Source organism: Silvimonas sp., assembly GCF_031291215.1.
Lineage (GTDB): Bacteria > Pseudomonadota > Gammaproteobacteria > Burkholderiales > Chitinibacteraceae > Silvimonas > Silvimonas soli.
On the sequence record NZ_JARLJK010000142.1, the window covers coordinates 180,684 to 203,763 of the forward strand.

The following is a 23,080-nucleotide window of genomic DNA, read 5'->3' on the forward strand; positions in this document are numbered from 1 at the left end:
GCGTTCGCACGCGGGCGTGCAAACCCTACGAAATATCTTTCGCACCCCATCCCGGAAAATACTTGCGCACCAGCGCGTTCATTTCCAGCTCAAACGCACGCAGCCGCTCCAGTTCACTCATAGCGGCGATGTCGTAAGTGGCAGAAGCAGCGTCTGTGCCAACCGCACCAGTCACCATCCCCGCCCCAGCCGTCGCATTGCTCAAGCGATCGATCACAATAAAACCACCTGTACCACGGCACAGCGCGTAGCTGTCGAACACCACTGGCGCATTGGTTTCTACGGTGATCAAGGCAATCTCATTCAGCGCGAGCTTTTCGGCGGAGATATGCGCCAGTGTGTTCACGTCAATACGGTGCTTGATCGCGCGCACACGGCCGAAGACGGTTTTGCCGCCGAGTTTGAACTGGTATTCCTTGCCGGCTTGCAGCGGGGATTCGCTCATCCACACGATATGGGCGTCGAAGGCCTGGCTGATGCTGGGCTGGATGTCTTGTGCGCGCACAAGCAAGTCGCCACGGCTGACGTCGATTTCGTCTTCCAGTGTGAGCGTGACGGCTTGGCCGGCGAAGGCGCTGGGCAGGTCGCCGTCATAGGTGACAATCGCTTTGACTTTGCTGGATTTGCCGGAAGGCAACGCCACCACTTCGTCGCCTGGGCAGACGTGGCCAGCGGCGATGGTGCCGCAGAAACCACGGAAATCGAGGTTGGGGCGGTTGACGTATTGCACCGGCAGGCGGAAGGCATCCAGTTTGGCGTGGCGGGAGACTTCAACCGACTCCAGCAGGTTCATCAGCGTGCCGCCGTCGTACCACGGGGTGCGTTCGCTCGGGGTTACGACATTGTCGCCGCGCAGCGCTGAGATCGGGGCGAAGCGGATGTCGTCGATGTCCAGTTGATCGGCGAATTGCAGGTATTCGGCACGGATTTCGTTGAAGCGCGCTTCAGAGAAATCCACCAGATCCATCTTGTTCACGGCCACCAGCACGTGCTTGATGCCCAGCAGCGACACAATAAAACTGTGGCGGCGAGTCTGCGTTTGCACGCCGTAACGGGCGTCGATCAGGATGATGGCGAGATCACAGGTGGATGCGCCGGTCGCCATATTGCGAGTGTATTGCTCGTGGCCCGGGCAGTCGGCAATGATGAACTTGCGCTTGTCGGTGCTGAAGTAGCGATACGCCACATCAATGGTAATGCCTTGCTCGCGCTCAGCTTGCAGGCCATCGACCAGCAGCGCCAGATCGAGTTCTTCGTCGGTGGTGTTGTACTTTTTGCTGTCTTTGGCGATGGCAGCCAGTTGGTCTTCAAAGATCAGCTTGGAGTCATGCAGCAGGCGGCCGATCAGCGTGGATTTACCGTCATCCACGTTGCCGCAGGTGATAAAGCGCAGCAGGTCTTTGTTCTCATGCTGTTTCAGGTAGCCGAGGATGTCGCTGGCGATCAGGTCAGATTGGTGAGACATGGTAGTTCCAGTAGGGTTTGCATGCTTGGTGGGCATTGCCCACGAACGCGTCATTACGATAGGTCGACCGGTGCGCACAAATGCACACCCTACAATTCAATTATGCAATCAACGCAGCCAGTGACGCGGCGCTCAGGTTGGGATTGAACTCAACCACCTGATAACGCGCGGCATCGGCCACAGCAAATGGGTCTTGCGCCAGGATACTTTCCAGCGCGTTGCGCGATTGGGCTTGCGCCAGGATCACCCCGCCAATACGTGGCGAGCGCGGGCCAGACAACAAGAACACGCCCGCATCGTAATGCGTTTGCAGAAACGCCCGGTGCGCGGGCACCAGGGCATCGATTTCTGTCAGTGGGCGGATGTAATCAACCAGCACAACGAACTTGGGCATCGGGTTTTCCAGTTGTCATCCGGGCTACGCGGGCAGGTGGATCAACGCAAAGCAGCCAATCCACCCTACGCAGGCTCAGAAATAACCTTCCATTTTTTTCTTTTCCATCGAACCAGACGAATCGTGGTCGATCACCCGGCCCTGGCGTTCGCTGGTTTTGGTCAGCAGCATTTCCTGGATGATCTCGGCCAGTGATTGAGCGTGTGATTCCACAGCGCCGGTCAGCGGATAACAGCCGAGCGTTCTGAAGCGCACCCACTTGGTCTCGATACTGGCTTTCTGTTCCGGCGTCAGGTACTGCAAGATGCGATCGTCGTCGATCATCACCAGCGTGCCGTTCAGATCCACCACTGGGCGCTCGGCCGCAAAGTACAACGGCACGATCTCGATGTTTTCCAGAAAGATGTATTGCCAGATATCCAGTTCAGTCCAGTTGGACAGCGGGAACACGCGAATCGACTCACCTTTGTCGATGCGCGAGTTATAGATGTTCCACAGCTCCGGGCGTTGGTTCTTTGGGTCCCAACGATGGTTCTTGTCGCGGAACGAGTACACGCGCTCTTTGGCGCGGGACTTTTCTTCATCACGGCGTGCGCCGCCAAAGGCGGCATCGAAACCGTATTTATCCAGCGCCTGCTTGAGACCCTGGGTTTTCATCACGTCCGTGTGTTTGGCACTGCCTGCCGTGAACGGGTTGATGCCGGCTTTGACGCCTTCTTCGTTCACGTAAGTGATCAGGTTCCAGCCTTCTTCACGCTGTTTTTCACGTAGCTTGTACATTTCCTGGAATTTCCAGGTGGTGTCCACGTGCATCAGCGGGAACGGCGGCTTGCCAGGAAAAAACGCCTTTTTTGCCAGGTGCAGCATGACGGCGGAGTCTTTACCGATGGAATAGAGCATCACCGGGTTTTCAAATTCGGCTGCCACTTCGCGGATGATATGGATCGACTCGGCTTCCAGTTGCTTGAGGTGAGTCAGCCTCGCTTCGCTAATGCCTGTCATTGCTGCTTGCTTTACCTGAGAGTGGATACGCGTTTGGACTTTGTTTATCGCTTTGGGCGGGCGTGTTTACGCCTGGCGAACGCGGAAACGTTCGAATGTACCGGATCGCCAGGTATCAAGAAAGATTCAATCGTTATAACGATATGGAAACGGCGCTGCAGGGCGCGCTGGATATGGCGATGGGGGGTAATTCACGTAGCCTGGATGCAACTACCGCTCTGGGAAGACGCGCCCGCAACGCCACCGGATACCTCATATGACGGATGTAGGGTGTGCGTTTACGCGCACCGTGAACAGCATCGCCTTTTGGTGTCGGTGCTCGCTCTAAACACCATTGAACGCGTTCGCAAGCTGCGCTTGCAAACCCTACTTGCGCGCGTGCCCGATCACGATCAGCGCTACGCCCGCCAGAATCACCGCCATGCCGCCCAGCAACGGCAGGCTGATCGACTCACCGGCAAACGCGGCACCCAGCAGCACTGCCACTACCGGATTCACGTAGGCGTAACTGGTCGCCAGCGCCGGGCGTGAGTGGTTGATCACGTACACAAACGCGCTGTAGGCCATGATCGAGCCGAAGGTAATCAGATACAGCAGCGCTCCGATACTGGCCGCCGGAATGTGCGCGGGCAGATGCTCGCCATGGATCTGGCTCATGATGAACAACATCACCCCGCCGCCAAGCATCTGCACGCCTGCCGACATGCCGCCTTTGGGCATATCCAACCGCGGCTGCAATATGGTGGCGAACGACCAGGTCGCGGCGGCGATCACTACCAGAATCACCCCACCGGGGCTGGCTGCGGCGCTGGCATCAAAATTGAGCAACGCCACGCCGGTAATCCCCAAGCCCACTCCCAGCCACTCCATGACCTTCGGGCGCGTGCCAAACAGCCAACCGAACAATATGGCAAACACCGGGCCGCTGGCGACCAGCAAGGCGGCGAGCCCGGACGGCACGCTTTGCTCGGCGAGGCAAACAAAGCCATTGCCGATACTCATCATCATGGTGCCGATAATGATGCCATTCTTCCATTGGCGCGCACTGGGCCAAACCACCTTGCGCCATTTGAACCAGCCCAACAGCAGACAGCCGGCCGTGGTCATGCGAATGGCCGCCAGCAATAGCGGTGGAAAGCCTTCCAGCCCAACGCGGATACCCAGATAGGTGGAACCCCAGACAACGTAAACGATGGCGAGACACAGAATGAGAATGGCAGGGCGGGCGGGCTGGGTGTGTTGCACGAGGGTGTTCCGGTAACCGGCTGGCAAGAGGCCAGCGCAGGATGGGTAATGCTGCCATGTTTATCCGGGCGGCGCAGCGTACAGCCGGCCTTGAAAAAGGCCGCTACAGCCTGAACCTTGATCCTAACCAAGTTGAAGGACCCGGATACACCATGACTACCATGACGCCGCACGAAATCGTCCATGAGCTGGATAAACACATTGTTGGCCAGAAAGATGCCAAGAAAGCCGTGGCGATTGCGCTGCGCAATCGCTGGCGCCGTCAGCAAGTGGCCGAGCCGCTGCGCCACGAAATAACGCCCAAGAACATTTTGATGATTGGACCGACCGGTGTTGGTAAAACCGAAATCGCCCGCCGTCTGGCCAAGCTGGCCGATGCCCCGTTCATCAAGGTTGAAGCGACCAAATTCACCGAAGTCGGCTACGTCGGCAAAGACGTCGACAGCATCATTCGTGATCTGACCGAAATCGCCGTTAAAGGCGCCCGCGACCGCGCCATCGCCAAAAACCGTGGCCGCGCTGAAGACGCCGCTGAAGATCGCGTGCTGGACGTGCTGGTGCCGCGTGCGCCAAAAGGCCCGTTTGCGCCCAACCCAGAGCTGGATGAGGCCGGTCGCGAAACCCGCCAGAAATTTCGCAAGATGCTGCGCGAAGGCCAGTTGGACGAGAAAGAGATCGAAATTGAAGTCTCTGCTACGGCCCCTGCCATGGATGTAATGGGCCCACCGGGCATGGAAGACTTCACCAGCCAGTTGCAGGACATGTTCAAAGGCGCAATGGCGGGCAAGACGCGCACGCAAAAGGTGAAGATTGGCGAAGCCATGAAGCTGCTGACCGAAGAGGAAGCCGCCAAGCTGGTGAATGAGGAAGAGGCCCGCGCTGAGGCGCTCAAAGCCGTAGAACAGAACGGCATTGTGTTCATTGACGAAATCGACAAAGTCACCAGCCGCGCAGAGGGCTCTGCCGGTGAAGTCAGCCGCCAGGGCGTGCAGCGCGATCTGCTGCCACTGGTAGAAGGCACTACCGTTAGCACCAAGTACGGCATGATCAAAACCGACCACATTCTGTTTATTGCCTCCGGCGCATTCCATCTGGCCAAACCGTCGGACTTGATCCCGGAGTTGCAAGGGCGCTTTCCGATTCGGGTGGAACTCTCGTCGCTGTCGGTGGAAGACTTTGTACGCATCCTGACCCAGACCGATGCTTGCCTGGTGAAGCAGTACGAAGCACTGCTGGCTACCGAAGACGTTCAGCTTGATCTGACCGATGACGCGGTTCAACGCATTGCCGAGATTGCCTGGACAGTAAACGAGCGTACCGAGAATATCGGTGCCCGGCGCCTGTCGACAGTACTGGAAAAGCTGCTGGAAGATTTGTCGTATGAGGCTAAATCCGGGCCGGTGAGGATTGATGCGGCAGCGGTGGATGCCAAGCTGGGGGCGTTGGTGGGGGATGAAAATTTGTCGCGGTATATGCTTTAACTGTTCGTGGGGTAGTTAATCGCTTGAGTGCCTACGGCACGGGTTGATTTTGATACCCGGGGTGCCGGGAGCACGTTTCTTTTCTTTGCGTCGCCAAAGAAAAGAAACCAAAAGAAAGTCGCCCCCACCCGAGCGTCCAGCCTGCGGCTGGATACCCGCGCTCTCGCACGCTTACCCCGGCGGGTCGACGAACTAGCCCGCACGCGGGCGTCGGACAAGCGTCACCCGAAACCCCGGGTCAATCGTGCTTCGCTTGGCGCCTGACAGGGGAGGTAGAGCACACCGTCTGTTGGCCAGTTATTGCTGATTGTCGCTACCACTACTGGTAATCACCGTTGCACTGGATTCCCGCCAAGGGGGCCGCCAAGGCCAGGAATGACGGTGTAAGTGATATTCATGAGGTATCTGCTGTTGGAACTGACCCAAGCATTCCACCCTGCAAACCACGCCGACCGAGAGTCGGAGACCTCAGGCTCCGACCGACCGAGGGAACGCCGGAGGCGCGCAAAGAACACCCACAAACAAACTGTTCGTTCCCCCCTGCAACCTGCATTCGAAGCATTCTGCATCGTTATGGGGGTACCCCCGAGGGGCACGGCTTTTGACTTCAGGCCCCGTCGGACGCTCGCGTCCCGGGTCGCCTTTCTTTTGGTTACTTTTCTTTGGCGAAGCAAAGAAAAGTAATGTGTTCCCCGGCACCCCGGGGTATCAAACGCTTTTAAAGGCCCGTGCCGCAAGGCACTAACAAAACAGGCATTTGACGTCGAAGTAAGAACCAGAATCTCAAGGCGGGTTACACCCGCCCTACATTCATCATCTCGCCACAATCAACCTCACCCCTAACCCCACAAAAATCGTCCCCGCAATACGATCCAGCCACAACCCAGCCCGTGGCCGGCGATTCAGCCACTGCCCTACCGCACCAGAAAAATATCCCAACAATCCAAACAACACCGCCGCCTGCGCGGTAAACACCAGCCCGAGCTGCGCAGTCTGCCAACCCACCGCACCGTGGGCAGTGACCACAAACTGCGGCAGAAATGCCAGAAAGAACAGCACCACCTTTGGGTTAATGGCATTGGCAAACAAGCCTTTGGCAAACAGCTTGCGCAACGATTCGTCCGCTGCCCGGCCATCGGCTACGCGGGCGCCGCCGCTGCTGCGCAAAGCCTGAATCCCCAGCCAGACCAGATACAAACCTCCGCCTACCTTGAGCGCGGTAAACGCAATGGGCGATGCCGCGATCAGCGCACTGATTCCCACAGCCGCCAGCACGGTATGACTCAGACAACCCAACGCGCAGCCCAGACCAAACACCATCCCGCGTTTGCGCCCGCGCGAGATGCCGATGCCCAGCACCATCAGGTTATCTGGGCCGGGGGATACGGTGATGAGCATGGCTGCGGCCAGAAAGCCAAAAAACTGTTCGGGTGCGAGCAGCATATAAAGTCTTTTTGAGATGCGTGGGAATGACGCATCTTACGTCGCCACGGCTGACGGCGAAACTGCGGCCGCAACGCCCCTCTGGTCAGGCGGAAAGTGCATCAACGCTGCCCGCCGCCATCAACTACAGGCATAATTCGCATTTTTGCCAGCGCAGGGATGCCCCATGACCGGACTGACGACCACCAACCTGAAAAGCCTGAAGAAAATCTACTCCGGCAAAGTACGCGATCTGTACGAGATTGATGACCAGCGCATGCTGATGATCGCCACCGATCGCCTGTCCGCGTTTGACGTGATCCTGGCCGAACCGATCCCGGAAAAGGGCAAGATCCTGACCGCTATTTCCAATTTCTGGTTCGACAAATTCAAGGGTCTGGTGCCCAGCCACTTCACCGGCGAGCAACCGGAAGACGTCGTCAGTGCGGAAGACCTGCCGCAAGTTCAAGGCCGCGCCGTGGTGTGCAAGCGCCTGAAACCGGTGCCGGTTGAAGCCGTGGTGCGTGGTTATATCGTGGGCGGTGGCTGGAAAGACTACCAGGCTACCGGCATCGTCAGCGGCGTGAAGCTGCCTGCTGGCCTGCAAGAAGCCGACAAGCTGCCCGAACCCATTTTCACCCCGTCGACCAAAGCGGCTGTGGGTGACCACGACGAGCCGATCTCGTTTGAACAGTGCGAACAACTGATCGGTGCCGATCTGGCTGCACAAGTGCGCGACACCGCCATTCGCCTGTACAAGACGGCATCTGAATTCGCGGCGACTCGCGGCATCATCATTGCTGACACCAAATTTGAGTTCGGCCTGGATGAAAACGGCACTCTGACGCTGATGGACGAAGCGTTGACGCCGGATTCCAGCCGTTTCTGGCCTGCCGACCAGTACAAGCCTGGCAGCAACCCGCCCAGCTACGACAAGCAGTTTGTGCGCGACTGGCTGGAAACTACTGGCTGGAACAAAACGCCACCCGCACCAGCACTGCCGCTGGAAGTGGCAGAACGCACTGCCGCCAAATATCGCGAAGCGCTGGAAAAGCTCACGGGCTGATCACCGGTGTCACATTGTTGTAAATACAAAGGGCCCACAGCGGCCCTTTGTTGTTTGTCTGCATTGCGCCGCACAAAAAAAGTTGTCCAAGCGCAATAAATTCAGCTATTTCTGAGAACTAGTTGTCCGATTAGGTCAAGAATGCCGCTCGGCAGGTTTGTCGGGCCGGATGGTTGCAGTGGATTTAACCATTCTGCATAAATACCACCCCTGAAACCAGGCAAGCAGGTAAGTTAGAGCACTTGCGAAACGAGATTTCAAGAAAAGGCTTCTATGTATCGCGGCGAACGATTCAATGGTTATAGCCATTTGGCCGGTGCGATTCTTTCGGTCATCGGCCTGGTGTTGCTGATTGTTTATTCCAGCATGCATAGCGATGCCTGGAAAGTGGTCAGCACCGCTGTTTACGGCAGCACGCTGGTGTTGCTGTACACCATCTCAACCCTCTATCACAGCCTGCATGGCAAGGCCAAAGCGGTATTCCAGAAGCTGGACCACTGCGCCATTTACCTGCTGATTGCCGGGAGCTACACGCCATTTGCGCTGGTCACCTTGCGCGGGCCGTGGGGCTGGACGCTATTTGGCGTGAACTGGGCGCTGGCGGTGATTGGCATCGTGCAGGAAATCCTGATCGGCAAGCGCACCCGACTGTTCTCCATGCTGATTTACGTGGCCATGGGCTGGATGGTGGTGTTTGCCCTCGAACCGCTCATGGCGGCGCTGCCTATCGTTGGTTTTTACTGGCTTGCAGCGGGCGGCATCATCTACACCGTGGGGATTGTGTTCTTTCTGTTCGACGAGAAGGTCAAACACTTTCACGGCATCTGGCACATGTTTGTGCTGGCGGGCAGCGCGTGCCAGTTTGTGAGTATTTTGGGATACGTGAAGTAAGGAAGTAACGGTAACGGCGGGTTTCACCCGCCCTGCGAAGCTGGCTTTATCGGGCTGGTGTCCGTAGGGCGGGTGAAACCCGCCGTAATGCTCTGTGATAGATCATGGGGTGAATTTGAATGGGGATGGCTACGCGCATCTACCCCACACAACGACGGCCCCACTCACAGCGCCAGCAACCCCATCCCATATTTGCCCAGCAGCACCGCAGTTTCATGCAGCGGCAAGCCCATTACGCCGGTAAAGCTGCCCTCCAGCCGCGAGACAAACAAACCACCACCGCCCTGAATGCCATACGCCCCGGCTTTATCCATCGGTTCGCCGCTGGCTACATAAGCGGCAATTTGCGCTTCAGTCAGTTTGGCAAAATGCACCACGCTCACTGACAACGCCACCTCCACGCCTCCAGCATGGCGCAGGCCAAGACTGGTCAGCACTTCGTGACTGGAGCCGGATAGGTCCCGCAGCATGCGCGTGGCATCCGTGGCATTTTCCGGCTTGCCCAGGATGTACTCACCCAGCACCACGGTCGTATCCGCAGCCAGCACCGGGCGCACCGGTAACCCTTGTTTGACCATCGCCGCCCAGCCGCTTTCCGCTTTGTCATGCGCCAGCCGTAATACGTAATCACGCGGATTTTCGCCTGGCAGCGGCGTTTCATCCACCGGCGCGGCGATGCGTTCAAATATCACGCCTACTTGCGTCAGCAGTTCTTTGCGGCGCGGGCTGGCGGAGGCGAGGTACAAGTCAATATCAATCATATGATCAGATTCTTTGATGGGTTTACCCGAACCACTTATTCGCGGTGATACGGGTGGTTATGCAAAATGGAATACGCCCGGTACAGCTGTTCGGCCAGCAACACCCGCACCATACCGTGCGGCAAAGTCAGGGCAGACAATTGCAGTAACTGGTCGGCGCGCTTTTTAACAGATGGGTCCAGCCCGTCGGTGCCGCCGATGATAAACACCGCATCGCGACCATCGGTGTGCCAGTCTTTCATTTGCTCGGCCAGCTTCATGGTGGTCCAGTTGGCGCCGCGTTCATCCAGCGCAAACACGCGTGCACCTTGCGGAATGGCGGCCAGAATGCGCCCGGCCTCTTCTTCCATCACCTGTTGTGGCGTGCGTCCGCCCGAGCGTTTATCCGGTTTGAGTTCAACCAGACTGATCGCGAACTCGCGCGGCATGCGTTTGACGTATTCGCCAAAGCCGTCTTCGATCCAGCCGGGCATTTTGTGCCCGACGGCAATGATGATGAGTTTCATGGCGTTTCAAGGTATATATGTTGGGTCGAACTTTACCCGCAAGCCGCCCAGACCGAAATGGCCGATGTTGATCATGCTCTGCACTGCGCCGATCCTGCGCAGTTATCCACCCTGTTTACCCACGCTGATTTTCTGGTGATCTACAAGCCACCTGGCATGAGTTTTCATCGGGAAGGCGACGAGCCGGGCGTTATGGATATCCTGCGCCAGCAGCAGGATGGTCCGTTGTTTCCACTACACCGGCTGGATCGCATTACCTCTGGCTTGCTACTGATCGCCCGCAATGAGAACGCCGCACGCGAGTTTGGCGAGATGTTTGCCTCACGCCAGCTGGAAAAATTCTATCTGGCACTCTCTTCACGCAAGCCGCTCAAAAAGCAGGGCACCATCGCCGGTGGCATGCAGTCCGGGCGCGGCGGTAACTGGCTGCTGACCCGCGATACCGCCAACCATGCCGTCACCCAGTTTTTCAGCTACGGCTTGGGTAACGGCTTGCGCGGCTTTCTGCTGCGCCCGCGCACGGGTCGCACTCACCAGTTGCGGGTGGCGCTCAAAAGCTTGTCAGCACCGATTCTGGGCGATATTCGTTACGGTGGTGAGGCGGCTGATCGTGGTTATCTGCATGCCTTTGCCCTGCGCTTTACCTGGCAAAACCAGAGTTGGGCGTTTCGGCTATTGCCACAGTCTGGCGAACATTGGCCACAGCAGTGGCCATTACTGGCGCAGCCCGATCTGCAGGCACCGTGGAATTTGCCCTGGCCCGCAGCCAAAACAGATAAATAATCGTCAGATTAAAGTCAGCAATTCTGCCAACCGGCTGCAGTGGCCAGGTCAGCGGTGTGCTTTGCCGTGCGTAACTCCGCTACCATCGGCTCACTGCTCGCAAAAGACGGGTAGACAAGAGATTGACGAGGATGAAACACGATGCAATGGATCCGGCCTTCTGCCTTATCCGCGCTATCGGCTGCGCCAAATGCAGCCCACTCCTGCGCGGCATACCCCACATGCCACACCGAACGCGTGCATGCGTCCGCAAGCATAGTCAGTTACAACACCAGATACCATCAGCCATGTGTCAGTGCACGCCATCAGGTGAGCATTTACTAATCCCTTGCCTGACGCCAGGCGATGCTGCGCCATGGCTCGCTTACCTGTTCCAGAAAACACCAAATTCCCGCTGTCTGATCAATTGAGTTTCACGGTTTCACCGTAGTGGTAGTAGCAGTGCTGTACGCGCCCACCTTGCGGCCCCTTCATGGGGCCGCCTTTTTTTGGGAGAGCACAGTTTGACGGCATGAACCTCAGGAGAAAATCATCCCGGCATAAGGCTTGTTCCGGCAGGCCGCAAGACGGCTGGCGAGATCGCCCACATGCAGTTCCAGTTGATGCCCATCCGGGTCCAGAAAGTAGAACGATTCACCCTCGCTGCGATTCGCCTTCCACTCCCGAGCGCCACAGGCCAGCACGCGCTGGCTCAGTTCGGCAAATTGCGCAGCGGCAACGCCAAACGCGATATGTGTGTAATCCGGGCTGGCTGAATGAATTCGCGCCGGGTCTAGTGACAAACACAGCCATTGCGCGCCGACGGTGAGATACGCGCCGCCATCCCACTGCGCATGCAATTGCGCGCCCAGGCCAGCCACATAAAACCGCACCGCGCGATTCACATCACCCACGGCCAGTGTCAGGTGATTCAAACCGGTAGCCGCAGCAGGTGCGTCGGCCGTTTGCATGGCATGAGCCAGTTCCGCTTCACCGCGTGCAGCCAGCGCACGTGCCACTTTGGCTTGATCTACCTGGGGGCGATTCTGCGAGAGTTTGGACTTGCCTTCCCACCGGTCGACCCGAATCTCGAACGCCACGATATGCGCGGACAGCTTTTCGACATAAGCCGGCGGCATCAGCTCGGCAGACAGCGGCGCGGCTTCGTAACTGCCAATAAGCGCCGCCAGGGTAGATGCCGGATCATCCAGCAAGCTCACCGTTCCCGTGGCATGCACCGCCATGTAATTCCACGTTGGTACAGCTGGGCCAGCGGCGTACCAGGTTGGCGAAACATATCCGTGCGGCCCACGGAAAATCACCAGAACCTGCGCATCGTCAGACCAGGCCTGCCAGTGTGGATTGATCCGTGCCACGTGGCCTTGCAGTCGATCACCGTCAGCACCGGTATGCAAAACCAGTGGCACATGACTGGCGTAAGGCATGCCATCGACCGTACTGATGACGGTGGCAAAGGCGTGCGCCCGCACAAAGTCGTGGATGGATTGAGTCTCGGTGACCGAAAAATGGCTGGGAATATACATGGCGGGCACTGGGCAAAGGTGAACCGGCATCGTGCCACGCCAGGCCCGGTGCGGCTAGTGACGCCCAGCGAGGGCGCTCGGCTAGAGGTGCTTGCTGGCTTCGCGAATCGACAACGGTGATAACCGCTCCGCATGCTGCTGCACAAACGCCCGGATGATATCCGGATCAGTCCACGCGTGTTCGCGCAGACCCCAGCCTATGGCTTTGCGGATAAAGAAATCGGTATCGGCCGCATTGGCCAGGCAGGCGTGAAACAACCGTGATACGTCGGTGCTGGCTTTCCAGTGCAACTGATAAATGATGGCGGTACGGCGCAGCCACAGGTTCTCGGCGAGTACCAGTTGATCGATTTGCGGGATGAGCTCTGGATGGCGCAACACCAGAGTACCAATGATGCGGCCCGCCAGCGTATCGACCGAATCCCACCAGGACTTGGCCACCACCAGCGCCAGCAGACGCGGTAAGGCGACGGGCGTGAGCGCTTTTGCGCAGGCGGCCAGCAGATCACAAGCGGCGTATTGGTATTCGCGCTCGGTTTGCGCCCACAACGCATCGGCCAGATCAAGCAAAGCCGCCTCGGCCAACGCTTGGCGCGCTTCTTTCTCTAGCGGTTTGGTCAGGATGCGCCGCTGCGGCGTTGCGACACCCAGATATACAAAATGGCCGCGCATATACGCGACCATTTGTGGGGCTCGCAGCGGATCAGCTGCCGGTGCCAGCACCGCAACATAGCGCTCAAGCCATGCTGCGGTGGTCTCTGTCACAGCGTGTCCTTGATGGCCACGGCTTGTTCCAGTGCGGCGTCGGGCGTGTCGGCCAGCACGTTGAAGTGACCCATCTTGCGGCCAATGCGCGCTTCTTTCTTGCCGTACAAATGCAGCTTGGTATTGGGTGCGGTCAGCAGTACTTCCCAATGCGGCTCGGCGTTGTTCTCGCCCCAGCTATCGCCCAGCAAGTTGACCATGACCACCGGGCGCAGTAAATCCGGGCGGCCAGGATACAAGCCGCACATGGCGCGCACTTGCTGTTCAAACTGGCTGGTGACGGTGGCGTCCAGCGTGTAGTGACCGGAGTTATGCGGGCGCGGCGCCATTTCGTTGATCACCAGACGATCGCCTTCCAGCACAAAGAACTCGACCGCCAGCACGCCGACATAATCGAGTTTTTCTACCAGTTGCAGCGCCATGCTGCGCGCCTTGTCGAGCAAGGCCTGGCTGATGCGCGCCGGGACAATCGAGATATCCAGAATGCCATTAACATGCTGGTTTTCCGCCACCGGGAAGCACGCTGCTTCGCCGGCACAGGTACGGGTGACAATGGCCGAAACCTCTGCCACCAGCGGCAGCATTTTCTCCAGCACGCAGGCCTGATGCTTCATGTTCGACATGGCGAGGCGCGCTTCTTCAGCGCTGTTGACGCGGACCTGGCCTTTGCCGTCGTAGCCCATACGCGCGGTTTTCAGAATACCGGGCAAGTATGGTGACAAATCACCCGCCAGATCACCCGCGTTATTCACGGCCAGAAATGGCGCGGTATCCAGACCCGCACCACGAATAAAGGTTTTCTCGGCGATGCGATCTTGCGCAATGGCGACTGATTCACCCGATGGGCTGACCGGCACGCCTTGCTGTGCCAGCCAGCGCATGCTGTCGGCGTTGACGTTCTCGAATTCGGTGGTGATGGCGGCACAGGTTTGTGCCAGTTGCGCCAGCGCTTGCGGATCAGTGTACGGACGCGCAATGTGGATGTCGGCGAAGTCTGCCGCGGGGGAATGTGGGTCCGGATCAAGCACGGTGACTTGATAGCCCATGGTTTTGGCAGCGACTGTAAACATGCGGCCAAGCTGGCCACCACCCAGAATACCCAACATCGCGGGTGGAAGAATCGGCTTGATCGCCATTATTTTCAGTCCTTTTCTCGTTTTGCTTTGAGGATTTGCAACTGCGCAAAGCCCCATAAGGCCAGTCCATAGACAAAACCGGCCGTCAAACCCAATGGAAACGTGTGTAACAGCCCTGAAATAGGGTCTTTGCTAATACCATTTAGCGTACGCACTAAATACAACAGCGCACTGGTCGGAACACCCCAACACACTACGCCACGCCACAGCACACAGCGCCACCAGCCGCCGGAAACGACGGCTTGGTAGCGTGCCAACTCATCCTGATTCATACCTCTGGCAGCGTCATATCCAGCACGGTACGTTCCTGGCGCATGCGGAACTGAGCCAGTTTCTCGGCCAGTTCAGGGTTTTCAGCAGCTAGGATGGCCACCGCAAACAGGCCCGCATTGGCCGCACCGGCCTCGCCAATGGCAAAGGTGGCGACCGGCACACCTTTAGGCATTTGAACGATAGACAATAAAGAGTCTTCGCCGCGCAAATACTTGGATGGCACGGGCACGCCCAGCACTGGAACCGTTGTCTTTGCTGCAATCATGCCCGGCAAATGGGCGGCGCCACCAGCACCGGCAATGATGCATTTCAGCCCGCGCGACCTGGCGGTTTCTGCGTATTCAAACATCAGATCCGGCGTACGGTGCGCCGAGACCACTTTGCATTCAAACTCGATGCCAAATGCTTTGAGCTGCTCGGCGGCCTGACGCATGACGTCCCAGTCGCTATTGCTGCCCATGACTACGCCAACTTGCGCCATGCGATATCACTCACGGGAAAAACACCAAATCTTACCGAAGAAAGGGGGCATGCTGCCAATTGCCATTGGTCAGTGTGCGCTGAAATACGCAATAAAAGACAGGAAGTGGGGACGACAAACCAAAAATCACAATTTTATTAAACAGTCAATAATTAGATCGCGATAATGACCGTCGGTGCAGGCAAGCAGAGGATTCGTATTGCGCGACGTGTTACCACGCCGCGCGGTTTCGTTTCCATCCTCTGTTTATAACGCCGCCTCGATAGGTCGGCGTTTTTTTTGCCTGTACCAAACGCGAGTGGCTTCTGACTGCCCAACGCGATATGGCACACGCCCACTGCTTAGTGCAGCTTGAGCGCCGGGTTGGCGATACGGCGCAGCTTGTCACCCAGATACAGCAAAGTAGCCATAAACCAGCCGTGCAACGCGGCTTGGTGCATGCGGTACAGCGAAGAGTAAATCAGCTTGGCGCCCAGCCCTTCCACGTAATAATCGCGCTTGGGCCCGACCACCGCGGCCAGACTGCCTACCGCCGTGCTCTTGCCCAGCGACACCATGATGCCCTGCGGCTTGAAGCGGAACGGCGCCACTTCGCGCCCTTCAAAATATTGCTCCAGCATTTGTGCCAGCCAGCGCGCCTGCTGGTGAGCCACTTGCGCCGTCGCGTTCAGCGGCGGACCACCTTCACCGTCGGTCGCAAACGCGCAATCGCCAATGGCAAAGATATGTTTGTCGGTCACGGTTTGCATGACCGAAGTCACTTCGATCTGGCCGTTGCGGTTGGTTTGCAAACCCAGCGTCGATAACCACGGCGCGGCCTTCACCCCGGCGGCCCAGACGATGATGTCCGACGGAATGATCCGGCCATCCGCCAGCGACACGCTGTCCGGGTTCACTTGCGCCACTTTGCTGTTGGTGAGCACCGAAATATGACGGCGCTCCAGCTCAGTCGTGGCATATAAAGACAGCGATTCCGGCGCACCCGACAAAATACGCGGCGCAGCTTCAATGATGTTGATGCGCAGTTGGGCCGGGGCCAGATGCGAGCCGTAGTTATGCGCTTCCGTCACCGCATGATGAATCTCCGCCGCCAATTCCACACCGGTCGGGCCCGCACCAATGATGGATATCCGTAGCTCACGCAGTGGGTCGTTGGCGGTACCAACAATAAACGACTGACCCAAAATGCGTTTGCGCAGGCGGTCGGCTTCGGTCGGGGTATTCAGTTGCATGCAGTTTTCCTGCACACCTGGTGTACCAAAGTCATTACAGATGGCGCCTACCGCCAGAACCAGCGTGTCGTAGGGGATCAAGCGTGGGCCGGTCAGCACCGTGCCATCATCCTCATCGCGCACCGCATCAAGCCGGATGGTTTTCTCTTCCCGATCCAGATCGCTCATGAAGCCGAATTCAAACTCGTAGCCGTGGCGATGAGCGTGGGCGAAGTAGTTCACTTCATCCTCGCCGGTATTGAGCGCGCCGGTTGCGACCTCATGCAGGAGTGGTTTCCAGATATGCGTCGGCGATCCATCTACCAGCGTCACCTTGGCCTTATGCGTGCGGCCCAGGTTGTGGCCAAGCCGGGTTGCCAACTCCAGTCCGCCTGCACCTCCACCAACAATGACAATACGATGCGGCTTTCCTGGTTCTGTAGCGATGCTCATGGTGTTCCCCGAATCTTCAATATAAGTAGCGAATCTGGTATCAAGCGGTGCGCTGGCTGGTTACGCAACGCAGTCAGTTGCCGGGCAACGGCAAGCTGAAGCGGCGACTTTCTGGACACCCGGCCCACGGCTTTTGGCAATTTCAAGCCCAATGGTTAACTTTTGGCGTAATTTCGCACGGATAACCGGAGAATGCCTGCCAAATACCTTGCTTGAAAACAAAAAAATTACGTAGCCAACAGCGTTCTAATTACAAGTTTGCACAATCCCTTGCGAACATTTATATGAGAACAAGCAAGAAACACCGCCCCTTCCCCTGGCTCCTTGCTTTGGCCAGCTTGATGCTTTGTCTTGTAAACCAGCCGGCCCTGGCGTGGGGAGCCCAAGGCCACCGCATTACCGGACTGGCCGCATGGAACCTGCTTACGCCACAGAGCCGGGCTGCGGTACGTGACCTGCTGGGCTCCGACAATCTGGCTGATGCGACAACCTGGCTGGATCGTAACCGCGCTGCTCTCGCCCTTAGTCACCCGGGCTCCGCGCAGTGGCATTACGACGACATCCCTCTTTGTAGCACCGCTGATTACAGTAGCTACTGTCCGAACGGCCAATGCGCGACTGATACCTTGCGCCGCGAGAGCGCTACCTTGAGTGATTCCGCAGCCACGCGCGAGGCGAAACAGCTCGCTTTGCGCATTGTCATTCACCTGGCTGCCGATATAAGCCAACCACTACACGCGGCCAACAATGCCGACCGTGGCGGCAATGACGAACAAGTGACCTTTGCGGGTCGCCCGACCAATCTGCATGCCTTGTGGGACAGCGTCATGCTCAAGCGGCTGTTGCGTGGCACCAGTGAAGCTGCTTTTGCCGATCAATTGTTAAGTGATTTCGCGCCGCAACTGGCGGCGTGGGCAGCGGGTACGCCCCAAGACTGGGCCGATGAATCCAACGCTCTGGCACGCGCACTGGCGTATGGCGAGTTGCCAGGCGGGTTCACTTGTCCGCAGCGCACCGCTGGCGTGACGAATGATGTGCCGCTGGCCTACGCCGACGCCATGGCCCCCGTTTTGCGGCACCAGTTGGCTAAAAGCGCTGCGAGAATTGCCAGCACTCTGAATCAGGCCTTTGCTGTTTACCGGGGCGGCGACTCCGACAGTCAAGGCAACTTGCCGGCGAGCGGCTATCGCTAAAGCTGGCGGCAAACGACTAACGCAAAACAGGCAGAATTGCCACGCAGCCCGCACCAATCATGGCCCTGCGCCACTTGTCGAAAATCATTTGTAGCTATCGACAGTAAAAAAAAACCTGTGTATGGTGCGGCCTTGCACTTCTCGATTCAGCATGACCACGGTTTACCCTGCTTTGCCCTTGTAGGCGTTTTGCCAGAGTTTCCGGTACGTTTCCTGATCGTATGCACCACCGGGCTTTCAGCCCATTTTTAAAAAATTGTTTCAAAGGAACGTAGCATGTCTACTACTACCGGTACTGTTAAATGGTTTAACGACACCAAGGGCTTCGGCTTCATCACCCCTGATAACGGCGGCGACGACCTGTTCGCGCACTTCTCCGAAATCACCGGTCAAGGCTTCAAGACGCTGAAAGAAAACCAACGCGTTGAGTTCGAAGTAAAGAACGGCCCTAAGGGTCTGCAAGCTGGTGCCATCCGCGCCATCTAATCCTTCCGATTAGATTTGCTTGAAAAAAACCGCAGCTTGCTGCGGTTTTTTTATTGCCCCTGCCGGGCCAGCCCTGCACCGAGCTATGCTCCTTGGCCCCCGAAACTTGCCCAACCCGTTGATCAACATCTGCTGTGACACGCAGATATTGATCATCCGCGCCCACAAGTCGGCTACGCCCAGCAAGTGTAAAACCGTACTAATGCATGAAAACGCATTAAATTCTTCATGGACTACGTACAAAACAAGAACTAAAACTACACGATTATGACAAAAACATGATTGTTTGGTGATGCAAAAGAAAGCATGATTTTATATTTAGTTATTTAAAAACAATGATATAAGTACAATCAAAGCCACTCCAGAGCACTGAGCACCATGTAGTTGTTACGTGTACATTCCGTAAATAATTACTACGTAGTATAACTACGAAACAGTTATACTGACGTCATCAAAATTCAATCAGTTCTCTGGAGAGAAACATCATGGCAATCAGCATCCCTTTCTTCGGCAAGTCCGCACAATTTGAACGCAACACCCGCGTGAACCGCGTAGCGACCGTCAGCAAGCCAGAAGCAGTTGATGGCATCGTGATGTTCCAGAAGGGCAACAAGGCCAAAGTGTGCTGGGGCCCGGGCAACCAGAGCGTTGAATCTGTACGCGACCTGACCCTGATCGTTGAGTAATTATTGTTGAGTCAAATGCCCGGCACCGTGTGGTGACGCGCAATAAAAAGCCCTGCAGTTGCAGGGCTTTTTTGTTTTCGGCGTTGAGCATTGTCGCAACACCGTTCAATCAATCATCCGGCGCATCGGTCAGATCCGGAAACAATACGTCCAGAAAACCAAAGCGCGTCATGTCCCGGATACGCTGCGGGTACAACACACCCCACAGATGATCACATTCATGCTGCACCACGCGGGCGTGGAAGCCTTCGGCAATGCGGTCGATGGCGTGACCGTGCTCGTCGAACCCTTGATAGCGGATGCGGGTATAACGTGGCACTTCACCACGCAAACCAGGCACGGACAAGCAACCCTCCCAGCCAGACTCTTCCTCATCGCTCAGCGGCGTAATGACCGGATTAATCAGTATGGTTTGCGGCACCGGCTTGGCGTCGGGGTAACGCGGGCTGGCTTCAAAACCAAAAATCACCACCTGCAAGTTAACGCCAATCTGCGGGGCGGCGATGCCCACGCCGTTATAGGCATGCATGGTGTCGAACAGGTCTTCGATCAACATATGCAGTTCAGGGGTATCAAAGGCCGCAACCGGCAGCGATGGCTCCTGCAGGCTCGGCGTTCCCATTTTCAGCACCGTACGTACGGTCATTTTCAGTTGCTCCAGCCCGCTGGGCTCACAAAGTGTGCAGATTGCGGCCCCATAAAAAGGACGCGCGGCGGCGGCTGCCGCTACAATCGACATATTCCCAAAACAATAGCTGGCTGTCATGTCCCATGCCGCGAACGCGGCCCCCGAGTGGGTGCCGTCGGCCCGCAAGTTATTACGCCGCAGTCGCGAAGGCGCGCTGGCAACGCAATCAGCCCAGCTGGCCGGGTTTCCGTATGCGTCCTGGCTGCCCTACGCCTGCGATGAAACGGCCAGTCCACTGTTTGTGATCAGTCGTCTGGCCGAACATACCCAGAACCTGCTGGCCGATGGCAGGTCCAGTCTGCTGGTATATGACAGCACCGACGACGCCGTTGCTGCCGAGCGTGTCACGCTGGTCGGCATTGCGCAGCCGGTTGCCGCCACGCCCTTGCTTATGGCGCGACTCCAGCGGTATCAGCCACAGGCAGCGCAATTTCTGGCGTTGGGGGACTTTTCGGTCTGGCGCTTGCAGGTAGAGGTTCTGCGCTACATTGCCGGGTTCGGGCGCATGGGCTGGAGCAACACCGAACAGTGGCAAGCTGCACCGGTTTTATCGCTGGAAGACGAACACGCGCTGTTGAGTGAACTGGCCCCACAAAGTGAGGTATCACTCATCGGCGTAGATTTTGACGGGATGGATGTCCACCGCAATGGCAGGTTCATCCGTTATGCCTTCGACACCTGCCCGACCGATATCCCGGCGCTGCGCGAAGCGGTACTCGCCCAACTGCGCGCCGGCTGATCATCGTGGCCATTTTTAATAACGTATTAACTGATGAGTGGATTCGGAGTAATCGATGACCCAACGCATTCTGTTCGTTGAGGATGATCTGGAACTGGCCGGTTTGATCGGCAGTTTCCTGAAGAACTTTGAATTTGAAGTAGAACACCTGGCTGACGGTAACCACGTGATCGAAAACGTGCGCGCCAACCCACCCACACTGATTTTGCTGGACCTGATGCTGCCCGGCAAAGACGGCATGACCATCTGCCGCGAACTGCGCGAGTTCTACACTGGCCCAATTGTGATTCTGACCTCGCTCAATAGCGACATGAACCAGATTCTGGGGTTTGAGATCGGCGCCACCGACTACGTGGTCAAGACCACGCCGCCGTCGGTACTAGTGGCTCGCATCAAAGCGCATCTACGTCAGTCCACCGGCACCGTCACCCCGACCATCAGCGCCGCCAAAGATGACCGCACGACCACCAACTTTGGTCATCTGATCATTGATTCGCGCAACCGCACTGCAACTTACCGCACCGAGCCGCTGCACCTGTCGACCGGTGACTTTGACTTGTTGTGGGAGCTGGCCAGCCACGCTGGGGAAATCCTCTCGCGCGATCATTTGCTCAAGCGTTTGCGCGGGATTGAATACGACGGGCTTGATCGCAGTGTGGACGTGGCGATTTCGCGTTTGCGCAAGAAACTGGCAGATGATCCGATCGAGCCACGCAAGATCAAGACCATTCGCCATAAAGGCTATTTGTTTGCGACCGACATCTGGTGGCAAGAATAAGGCCTGCTGCCAGGAAGTGAACCGGATGCCCCCCCGGCGCCAGGATCCGACCTCACCCGGTCCTGCGCGGGCGTGGCATCCCTGCCGGAGCGCCGTGACTGACCATGTCTGCCCGCCCACGTCGCCATCGCCTGACACGTCTGACTTTAACCCTGCGCCGTTCCCGGCGTTCTTTCCCGGCGGGTTTTGCAATGCGCCAGCTTTTTTTGCGTTTCTATCTCACGGTTGTGCTGTGTTTTCTGGCCTCGGCGTTAATCATCGGCGGCCTGTACAAGCACATGATCGAGCGCATCAACCAGCATTACCTCACCGATATCTTCCAGACCACCATCAGCATTGTGGAAGAAGAACTGGGCGATTTGCCGCAATCGATCTGGCATAGCGAAATCAGCCGTTTACGTGGCAAGCTGCCGGTACCGGTCGAGATCGAGCAACTCGATGCCTATACCTTGAGTACGCCCAACCGCAAGGCACTGGCCGATGGCGACATCATTTTGCTGGAAGATGAAGACATCTATCTGCACCGCATTCCGGACACCCAACTGATTGTCGTGCTGGGACCGGTGCCGTATCTGAACCGGCTGGACAATATTTCCTGGCCCGACATTCTCGGTTTGCTGCTGATGTGCGCGGCGCTGGGCTTGCCCACGTGGTTATGGCTGCGACCGTTCTATCGTGATTTGCGCTCGCTGATTCGCCAGAGTCGCAAAATGGGCAGCGGTGACTTTCAAGTGCGCGCCGAGCTTTCCGAGAACTCGCCGCTGTCGACACTGGGCTCCACCTTCAACCGCATGGCGCACGACGTGCAAGAGCTGACCGCCAGCCGCCAGCAAATGATCGACGCCATCTCGCACGATCTGCGTACACCACTGGCCCGCATGCGTTATCGGCTGGAAGCGCTCAAAGCCGGCGCTGAAACGGACTCGCAAGCCGCAGGTATGGAGCGCGATCTGGAACAGATCGATCAGCTGGTCGAAGAATGGCTCACGCTGCGCAAACTGGAACGCTCGCAACTCAAGCTGGAAGTCCAGCCCATTGAAATGCTGCCGTGGCTGGAGCGCCAGCTGACTGAACTGGCCGTCGGCGGCACGCCGGTGCCACTGGAAAACGCCACCGGTATGCGTGCGCCGCTGATGTCGGCCGATAGCTATTATCTGTCGCGCGTGCTGGGTAATCTGATCAGCAACGCCCGCCGCTATGGTGGCGGCAAAATCCAGGTGGTATTGACCTGGTCCGACGGCGTAGCGCGCCTGATGGTGGACGACAACGGCCCCGGAATTCCCGAAGCAGAACGCGAACGTTTGTTGCAGCCGTTCGAGCGACTGGAAAGCAGCCGCAACCGGACTACGGGCGGATATGGCCTGGGTTTGGCGATTGTGGCCATGGTCATGCGCGGGCACGGCGGCAATTTGCGCATAGAAACCTCACCGTTGGGCGGGGCTCGCGCCTTGTTGTTCTGGCCAACGAACATGAAAGACGCCGATAAACTGTAAGTTAAAGGGCTGATGCCACCCCATCAGCCCTTTGAATTGTAAGGAAAAACCAGCCCCACGCTGGTGCGGCTAATAACAAAAAGAACGATTCATGCACCGCCGAAGTACATTCAGTTACAACACGCAACCATCCCCGCACTGACCGCACGCTCGCAATTC

General features: G+C 57.4%; 25 protein-coding genes and 1 pseudogene. 11 read left to right on the plus strand and 15 right to left on the minus strand.

Going from position 1 to position 23,080, the window contains the following annotated elements:
• Positions 1 to 25: 25 nt before the first annotated feature.
• From cysN to cysD, 3 genes are all read right to left on the minus strand, one after another.
• Complete coding sequence (gene cysN, locus P4L78_RS18960) at positions 26 to 1,465, minus strand: sulfate adenylyltransferase subunit CysN (RefSeq protein WP_309329904.1); 1,440 nt, start codon at positions 1,463 to 1,465, stop codon at positions 26 to 28.
• A gap of 100 nt (positions 1,466 to 1,565) precedes the next feature.
• Complete coding sequence (locus P4L78_RS18965) at positions 1,566 to 1,859, minus strand: YciI family protein (protein WP_283151123.1); 294 nt, start codon at positions 1,857 to 1,859, stop codon at positions 1,566 to 1,568.
• Positions 1,860 to 1,934: 75 nt separating this feature from the next.
• On the minus strand, positions 1,935 to 2,861 hold the full coding sequence (gene cysD, locus P4L78_RS18970) for a sulfate adenylyltransferase subunit CysD (protein WP_283151124.1): 927 nt from the start codon (positions 2,859 to 2,861) through the stop codon (positions 1,935 to 1,937).
• Between the two features lie 95 nt (positions 2,862 to 2,956).
• Between cysD and P4L78_RS18975 the strand changes: the two genes are divergently transcribed.
• Complete coding sequence (locus P4L78_RS18975) at positions 2,957 to 3,121, plus strand: hypothetical protein (RefSeq protein ID WP_309329906.1); 165 nt, start codon at positions 2,957 to 2,959, stop codon at positions 3,119 to 3,121.
• 106 nt (positions 3,122 to 3,227) lie between these two features.
• Here the strand turns inward: P4L78_RS18975 and yedA are convergent, their stop codons facing one another.
• Positions 3,228 to 4,106: a drug/metabolite exporter YedA gene (gene yedA / locus P4L78_RS18980; RefSeq protein ID WP_309329908.1), complete on the minus strand. Its 879-nt coding sequence runs from the start codon at positions 4,104 to 4,106 to the stop codon at positions 3,228 to 3,230.
• A gap of 161 nt (positions 4,107 to 4,267) precedes the next feature.
• Between yedA and hslU the strand changes: the two genes are divergently transcribed.
• Entirely contained in the window at positions 4,268 to 5,587 is a 1,320-nt protein-coding gene (hslU, locus tag P4L78_RS18985; RefSeq protein ID WP_309329964.1) for an ATP-dependent protease ATPase subunit HslU, read from the plus strand.
• 813 nt (positions 5,588 to 6,400) lie between these two features.
• On the opposite strand, the gene P4L78_RS18990 is transcribed toward hslU, so the two are convergent.
• Entirely contained in the window at positions 6,401 to 7,030 is a 630-nt protein-coding gene (locus P4L78_RS18990; RefSeq protein ID WP_309329910.1) for a LysE family translocator, read from the minus strand.
• Between the two features lie 166 nt (positions 7,031 to 7,196).
• Here P4L78_RS18990 and P4L78_RS18995 point away from each other — a divergent pair, with 166 nt between their 5' ends.
• Positions 7,197 to 8,075: a phosphoribosylaminoimidazolesuccinocarboxamide synthase gene (locus P4L78_RS18995; protein ID WP_309329912.1), complete on the plus strand. Its 879-nt coding sequence runs from the start codon at positions 7,197 to 7,199 to the stop codon at positions 8,073 to 8,075.
• 273 nt (positions 8,076 to 8,348) lie between these two features.
• Entirely contained in the window at positions 8,349 to 8,966 is a 618-nt protein-coding gene (locus P4L78_RS19000) for a hemolysin III family protein (protein WP_283151128.1), read from the plus strand.
• A gap of 164 nt (positions 8,967 to 9,130) precedes the next feature.
• On the opposite strand, the gene P4L78_RS19005 is transcribed toward P4L78_RS19000, so the two are convergent.
• A complete protein-coding gene (locus P4L78_RS19005) occupies positions 9,131 to 9,727 on the minus strand; it encodes a nucleoside triphosphate pyrophosphatase (protein ID WP_283151129.1) in 597 nt (198 codons plus the stop codon).
• A 35-nt stretch (positions 9,728 to 9,762) separates the two neighbouring features.
• Positions 9,763 to 10,233, minus strand: coding sequence for a 23S rRNA (pseudouridine(1915)-N(3))-methyltransferase RlmH (rlmH, locus tag P4L78_RS19010; protein ID WP_283151130.1), 471 nt, complete (start codon positions 10,231 to 10,233; stop codon positions 9,763 to 9,765).
• Between the two features lie 57 nt (positions 10,234 to 10,290).
• On the opposite strand from rlmH, the gene P4L78_RS19015 reads away from it, so the two are divergent.
• Positions 10,291 to 11,016 carry a TIGR01621 family pseudouridine synthase gene (locus P4L78_RS19015; RefSeq protein WP_283151131.1) on the plus strand — a complete coding sequence of 242 codons (726 nt, stop codon included), beginning with the start codon at positions 10,291 to 10,293 and terminating at the stop codon, positions 11,014 to 11,016.
• A 518-nt stretch (positions 11,017 to 11,534) separates the two neighbouring features.
• Here the strand turns inward: P4L78_RS19015 and P4L78_RS19020 are convergent.
• From P4L78_RS19020 to P4L78_RS19050, 7 genes and pseudogenes are all read right to left on the minus strand, one after another.
• Positions 11,535 to 11,966 carry a VOC family protein gene (locus P4L78_RS19020; protein WP_283151423.1) on the minus strand — a complete coding sequence of 144 codons (432 nt, stop codon included), beginning with the start codon at positions 11,964 to 11,966 and terminating at the stop codon, positions 11,535 to 11,537.
• 114 nt (positions 11,967 to 12,080) lie between these two features.
• Positions 12,081 to 12,569 (minus strand): annotated as a pseudogene (locus tag P4L78_RS19025) (FMN-binding negative transcriptional regulator); the annotation flags it as partial.
• Positions 12,570 to 12,620: 51 nt separating this feature from the next.
• Entirely contained in the window at positions 12,621 to 13,304 is a 684-nt protein-coding gene (locus P4L78_RS19030) for a DNA alkylation repair protein (protein WP_309329914.1), read from the minus strand.
• Entirely contained in the window at positions 13,301 to 14,440 is a 1,140-nt protein-coding gene (locus P4L78_RS19035; RefSeq protein ID WP_309329916.1) for a 5-(carboxyamino)imidazole ribonucleotide synthase, read from the minus strand. The genes P4L78_RS19030 and P4L78_RS19035 overlap by 4 nt, the downstream gene beginning before the upstream one ends.
• 5 nt (positions 14,441 to 14,445) lie before the next feature.
• Complete coding sequence (locus P4L78_RS19040) at positions 14,446 to 14,712, minus strand: hypothetical protein (protein ID WP_283151134.1); 267 nt, start codon at positions 14,710 to 14,712, stop codon at positions 14,446 to 14,448.
• Positions 14,709 to 15,194, minus strand: coding sequence for a 5-(carboxyamino)imidazole ribonucleotide mutase (purE, locus tag P4L78_RS19045; protein WP_309329918.1), 486 nt, complete (start codon positions 15,192 to 15,194; stop codon positions 14,709 to 14,711). Before purE ends, P4L78_RS19040 begins: the two co-directional genes overlap by 4 nt.
• Before the next feature lie 341 nt (positions 15,195 to 15,535).
• A complete protein-coding gene (locus P4L78_RS19050; RefSeq protein WP_283151136.1) occupies positions 15,536 to 16,858 on the minus strand; it encodes an NAD(P)/FAD-dependent oxidoreductase in 1,323 nt (440 codons plus the stop codon).
• Positions 16,859 to 17,199: 341 nt separating this feature from the next.
• On the opposite strand from P4L78_RS19050, the gene P4L78_RS19055 reads away from it, so the two are divergent.
• From P4L78_RS19055 to P4L78_RS19065, 3 genes are all read left to right on the plus strand, one after another.
• A complete protein-coding gene (locus P4L78_RS19055; protein ID WP_309329921.1) occupies positions 17,200 to 18,051 on the plus strand; it encodes a S1/P1 nuclease in 852 nt (283 codons plus the stop codon).
• A gap of 276 nt (positions 18,052 to 18,327) precedes the next feature.
• Entirely contained in the window at positions 18,328 to 18,537 is a 210-nt protein-coding gene (locus P4L78_RS19060) for a cold-shock protein (RefSeq protein WP_283151138.1), read from the plus strand.
• A gap of 485 nt (positions 18,538 to 19,022) precedes the next feature.
• A complete protein-coding gene (locus tag P4L78_RS19065) occupies positions 19,023 to 19,223 on the plus strand; it encodes a hypothetical protein (RefSeq protein WP_283151139.1) in 201 nt (66 codons plus the stop codon).
• Positions 19,224 to 19,332: 109 nt separating this feature from the next.
• Here P4L78_RS19065 and def read toward each other — a convergent pair whose 3' ends face one another.
• A complete protein-coding gene (gene def / locus P4L78_RS19070; RefSeq protein WP_309329923.1) occupies positions 19,333 to 19,869 on the minus strand; it encodes a peptide deformylase in 537 nt (178 codons plus the stop codon).
• Positions 19,870 to 19,987: 118 nt separating this feature from the next.
• Between def and P4L78_RS19075 the strand changes: the two genes are divergently transcribed.
• The 3 genes from P4L78_RS19075 (at position 19,988) to P4L78_RS19085 (ending at position 22,921) form a co-directional block, all read left to right on the plus strand.
• Positions 19,988 to 20,650, plus strand: coding sequence for a pyridoxamine 5'-phosphate oxidase family protein (locus tag P4L78_RS19075; protein WP_309329925.1), 663 nt, complete (start codon positions 19,988 to 19,990; stop codon positions 20,648 to 20,650).
• A gap of 55 nt (positions 20,651 to 20,705) precedes the next feature.
• Positions 20,706 to 21,428: a two-component system response regulator RstA gene (rstA, locus tag P4L78_RS19080; RefSeq protein ID WP_309329927.1), complete on the plus strand. Its 723-nt coding sequence runs from the start codon at positions 20,706 to 20,708 to the stop codon at positions 21,426 to 21,428.
• Between the two features lie 191 nt (positions 21,429 to 21,619).
• On the plus strand, positions 21,620 to 22,921 hold the full coding sequence (locus tag P4L78_RS19085; protein ID WP_309329929.1) for an ATP-binding protein: 1,302 nt from the start codon (positions 21,620 to 21,622) through the stop codon (positions 22,919 to 22,921).
• The last annotated feature ends 159 nt before the right edge of the window (positions 22,922 to 23,080 follow it).

What these genes read in the sequence shown, in the direction of transcription:
- cysN (WP_309329904.1), bottom strand. Translation starts at nt 1,465, where the DNA reads ATGTCTCACCAATCTGACCTGATCGCCAGCGACATCCTCGGCTACCTG.
- P4L78_RS18965 (WP_283151123.1), bottom strand. Translation starts at nt 1,859, where the DNA reads ATGCCCAAGTTCGTTGTGCTGGTTGATTACATCCGCCCACTGACAGAA.
- cysD (WP_283151124.1), bottom strand. Translation starts at nt 2,861, where the DNA reads ATGACAGGCATTAGCGAAGCGAGGCTGACTCACCTCAAGCAACTGGAA.
- P4L78_RS18975 (WP_309329906.1), top strand. Translation starts at nt 2,957, where the DNA reads ATGTACCGGATCGCCAGGTATCAAGAAAGATTCAATCGTTATAACGAT.
- hslU (WP_309329964.1), top strand. Translation starts at nt 4,268, where the DNA reads ATGACGCCGCACGAAATCGTCCATGAGCTGGATAAACACATTGTTGGC.
- P4L78_RS18990 (WP_309329910.1), bottom strand. Translation starts at nt 7,030, where the DNA reads ATGCTGCTCGCACCCGAACAGTTTTTTGGCTTTCTGGCCGCAGCCATG.
- P4L78_RS18995 (WP_309329912.1), top strand. Translation starts at nt 7,197, where the DNA reads ATGACCGGACTGACGACCACCAACCTGAAAAGCCTGAAGAAAATCTAC.
- P4L78_RS19000 (WP_283151128.1), top strand. Translation starts at nt 8,349, where the DNA reads ATGTATCGCGGCGAACGATTCAATGGTTATAGCCATTTGGCCGGTGCG.
- P4L78_RS19005 (WP_283151129.1), bottom strand. Translation starts at nt 9,727, where the DNA reads ATGATTGATATTGACTTGTACCTCGCCTCCGCCAGCCCGCGCCGCAAA.
- rlmH (WP_283151130.1), bottom strand. Translation starts at nt 10,233, where the DNA reads ATGAAACTCATCATCATTGCCGTCGGGCACAAAATGCCCGGCTGGATC.
- P4L78_RS19015 (WP_283151131.1), top strand. Translation starts at nt 10,291, where the DNA reads ATGGCCGATGTTGATCATGCTCTGCACTGCGCCGATCCTGCGCAGTTA.
- P4L78_RS19020 (WP_283151423.1), bottom strand. Translation starts at nt 11,966, where the DNA reads ATGCAAACGGCCGACGCACCTGCTGCGGCTACCGGTTTGAATCACCTG.
- P4L78_RS19035 (WP_309329916.1), bottom strand. Translation starts at nt 14,440, where the DNA reads ATGGCGATCAAGCCGATTCTTCCACCCGCGATGTTGGGTATTCTGGGT.
- P4L78_RS19040 (WP_283151134.1), bottom strand. Translation starts at nt 14,712, where the DNA reads ATGAATCAGGATGAGTTGGCACGCTACCAAGCCGTCGTTTCCGGCGGC.
- purE (WP_309329918.1), bottom strand. Translation starts at nt 15,194, where the DNA reads ATGGCGCAAGTTGGCGTAGTCATGGGCAGCAATAGCGACTGGGACGTC.
- P4L78_RS19050 (WP_283151136.1), bottom strand. Translation starts at nt 16,858, where the DNA reads ATGAGCATCGCTACAGAACCAGGAAAGCCGCATCGTATTGTCATTGTT.
- P4L78_RS19055 (WP_309329921.1), top strand. Translation starts at nt 17,200, where the DNA reads ATGCTTTGTCTTGTAAACCAGCCGGCCCTGGCGTGGGGAGCCCAAGGC.
- P4L78_RS19060 (WP_283151138.1), top strand. Translation starts at nt 18,328, where the DNA reads ATGTCTACTACTACCGGTACTGTTAAATGGTTTAACGACACCAAGGGC.
- P4L78_RS19065 (WP_283151139.1), top strand. Translation starts at nt 19,023, where the DNA reads ATGGCAATCAGCATCCCTTTCTTCGGCAAGTCCGCACAATTTGAACGC.
- def (WP_309329923.1), bottom strand. Translation starts at nt 19,869, where the DNA reads ATGACCGTACGTACGGTGCTGAAAATGGGAACGCCGAGCCTGCAGGAG.
- P4L78_RS19075 (WP_309329925.1), top strand. Translation starts at nt 19,988, where the DNA reads ATGTCCCATGCCGCGAACGCGGCCCCCGAGTGGGTGCCGTCGGCCCGC.
- rstA (WP_309329927.1), top strand. Translation starts at nt 20,706, where the DNA reads ATGACCCAACGCATTCTGTTCGTTGAGGATGATCTGGAACTGGCCGGT.
- P4L78_RS19085 (WP_309329929.1), top strand. Translation starts at nt 21,620, where the DNA reads ATGCGCCAGCTTTTTTTGCGTTTCTATCTCACGGTTGTGCTGTGTTTT.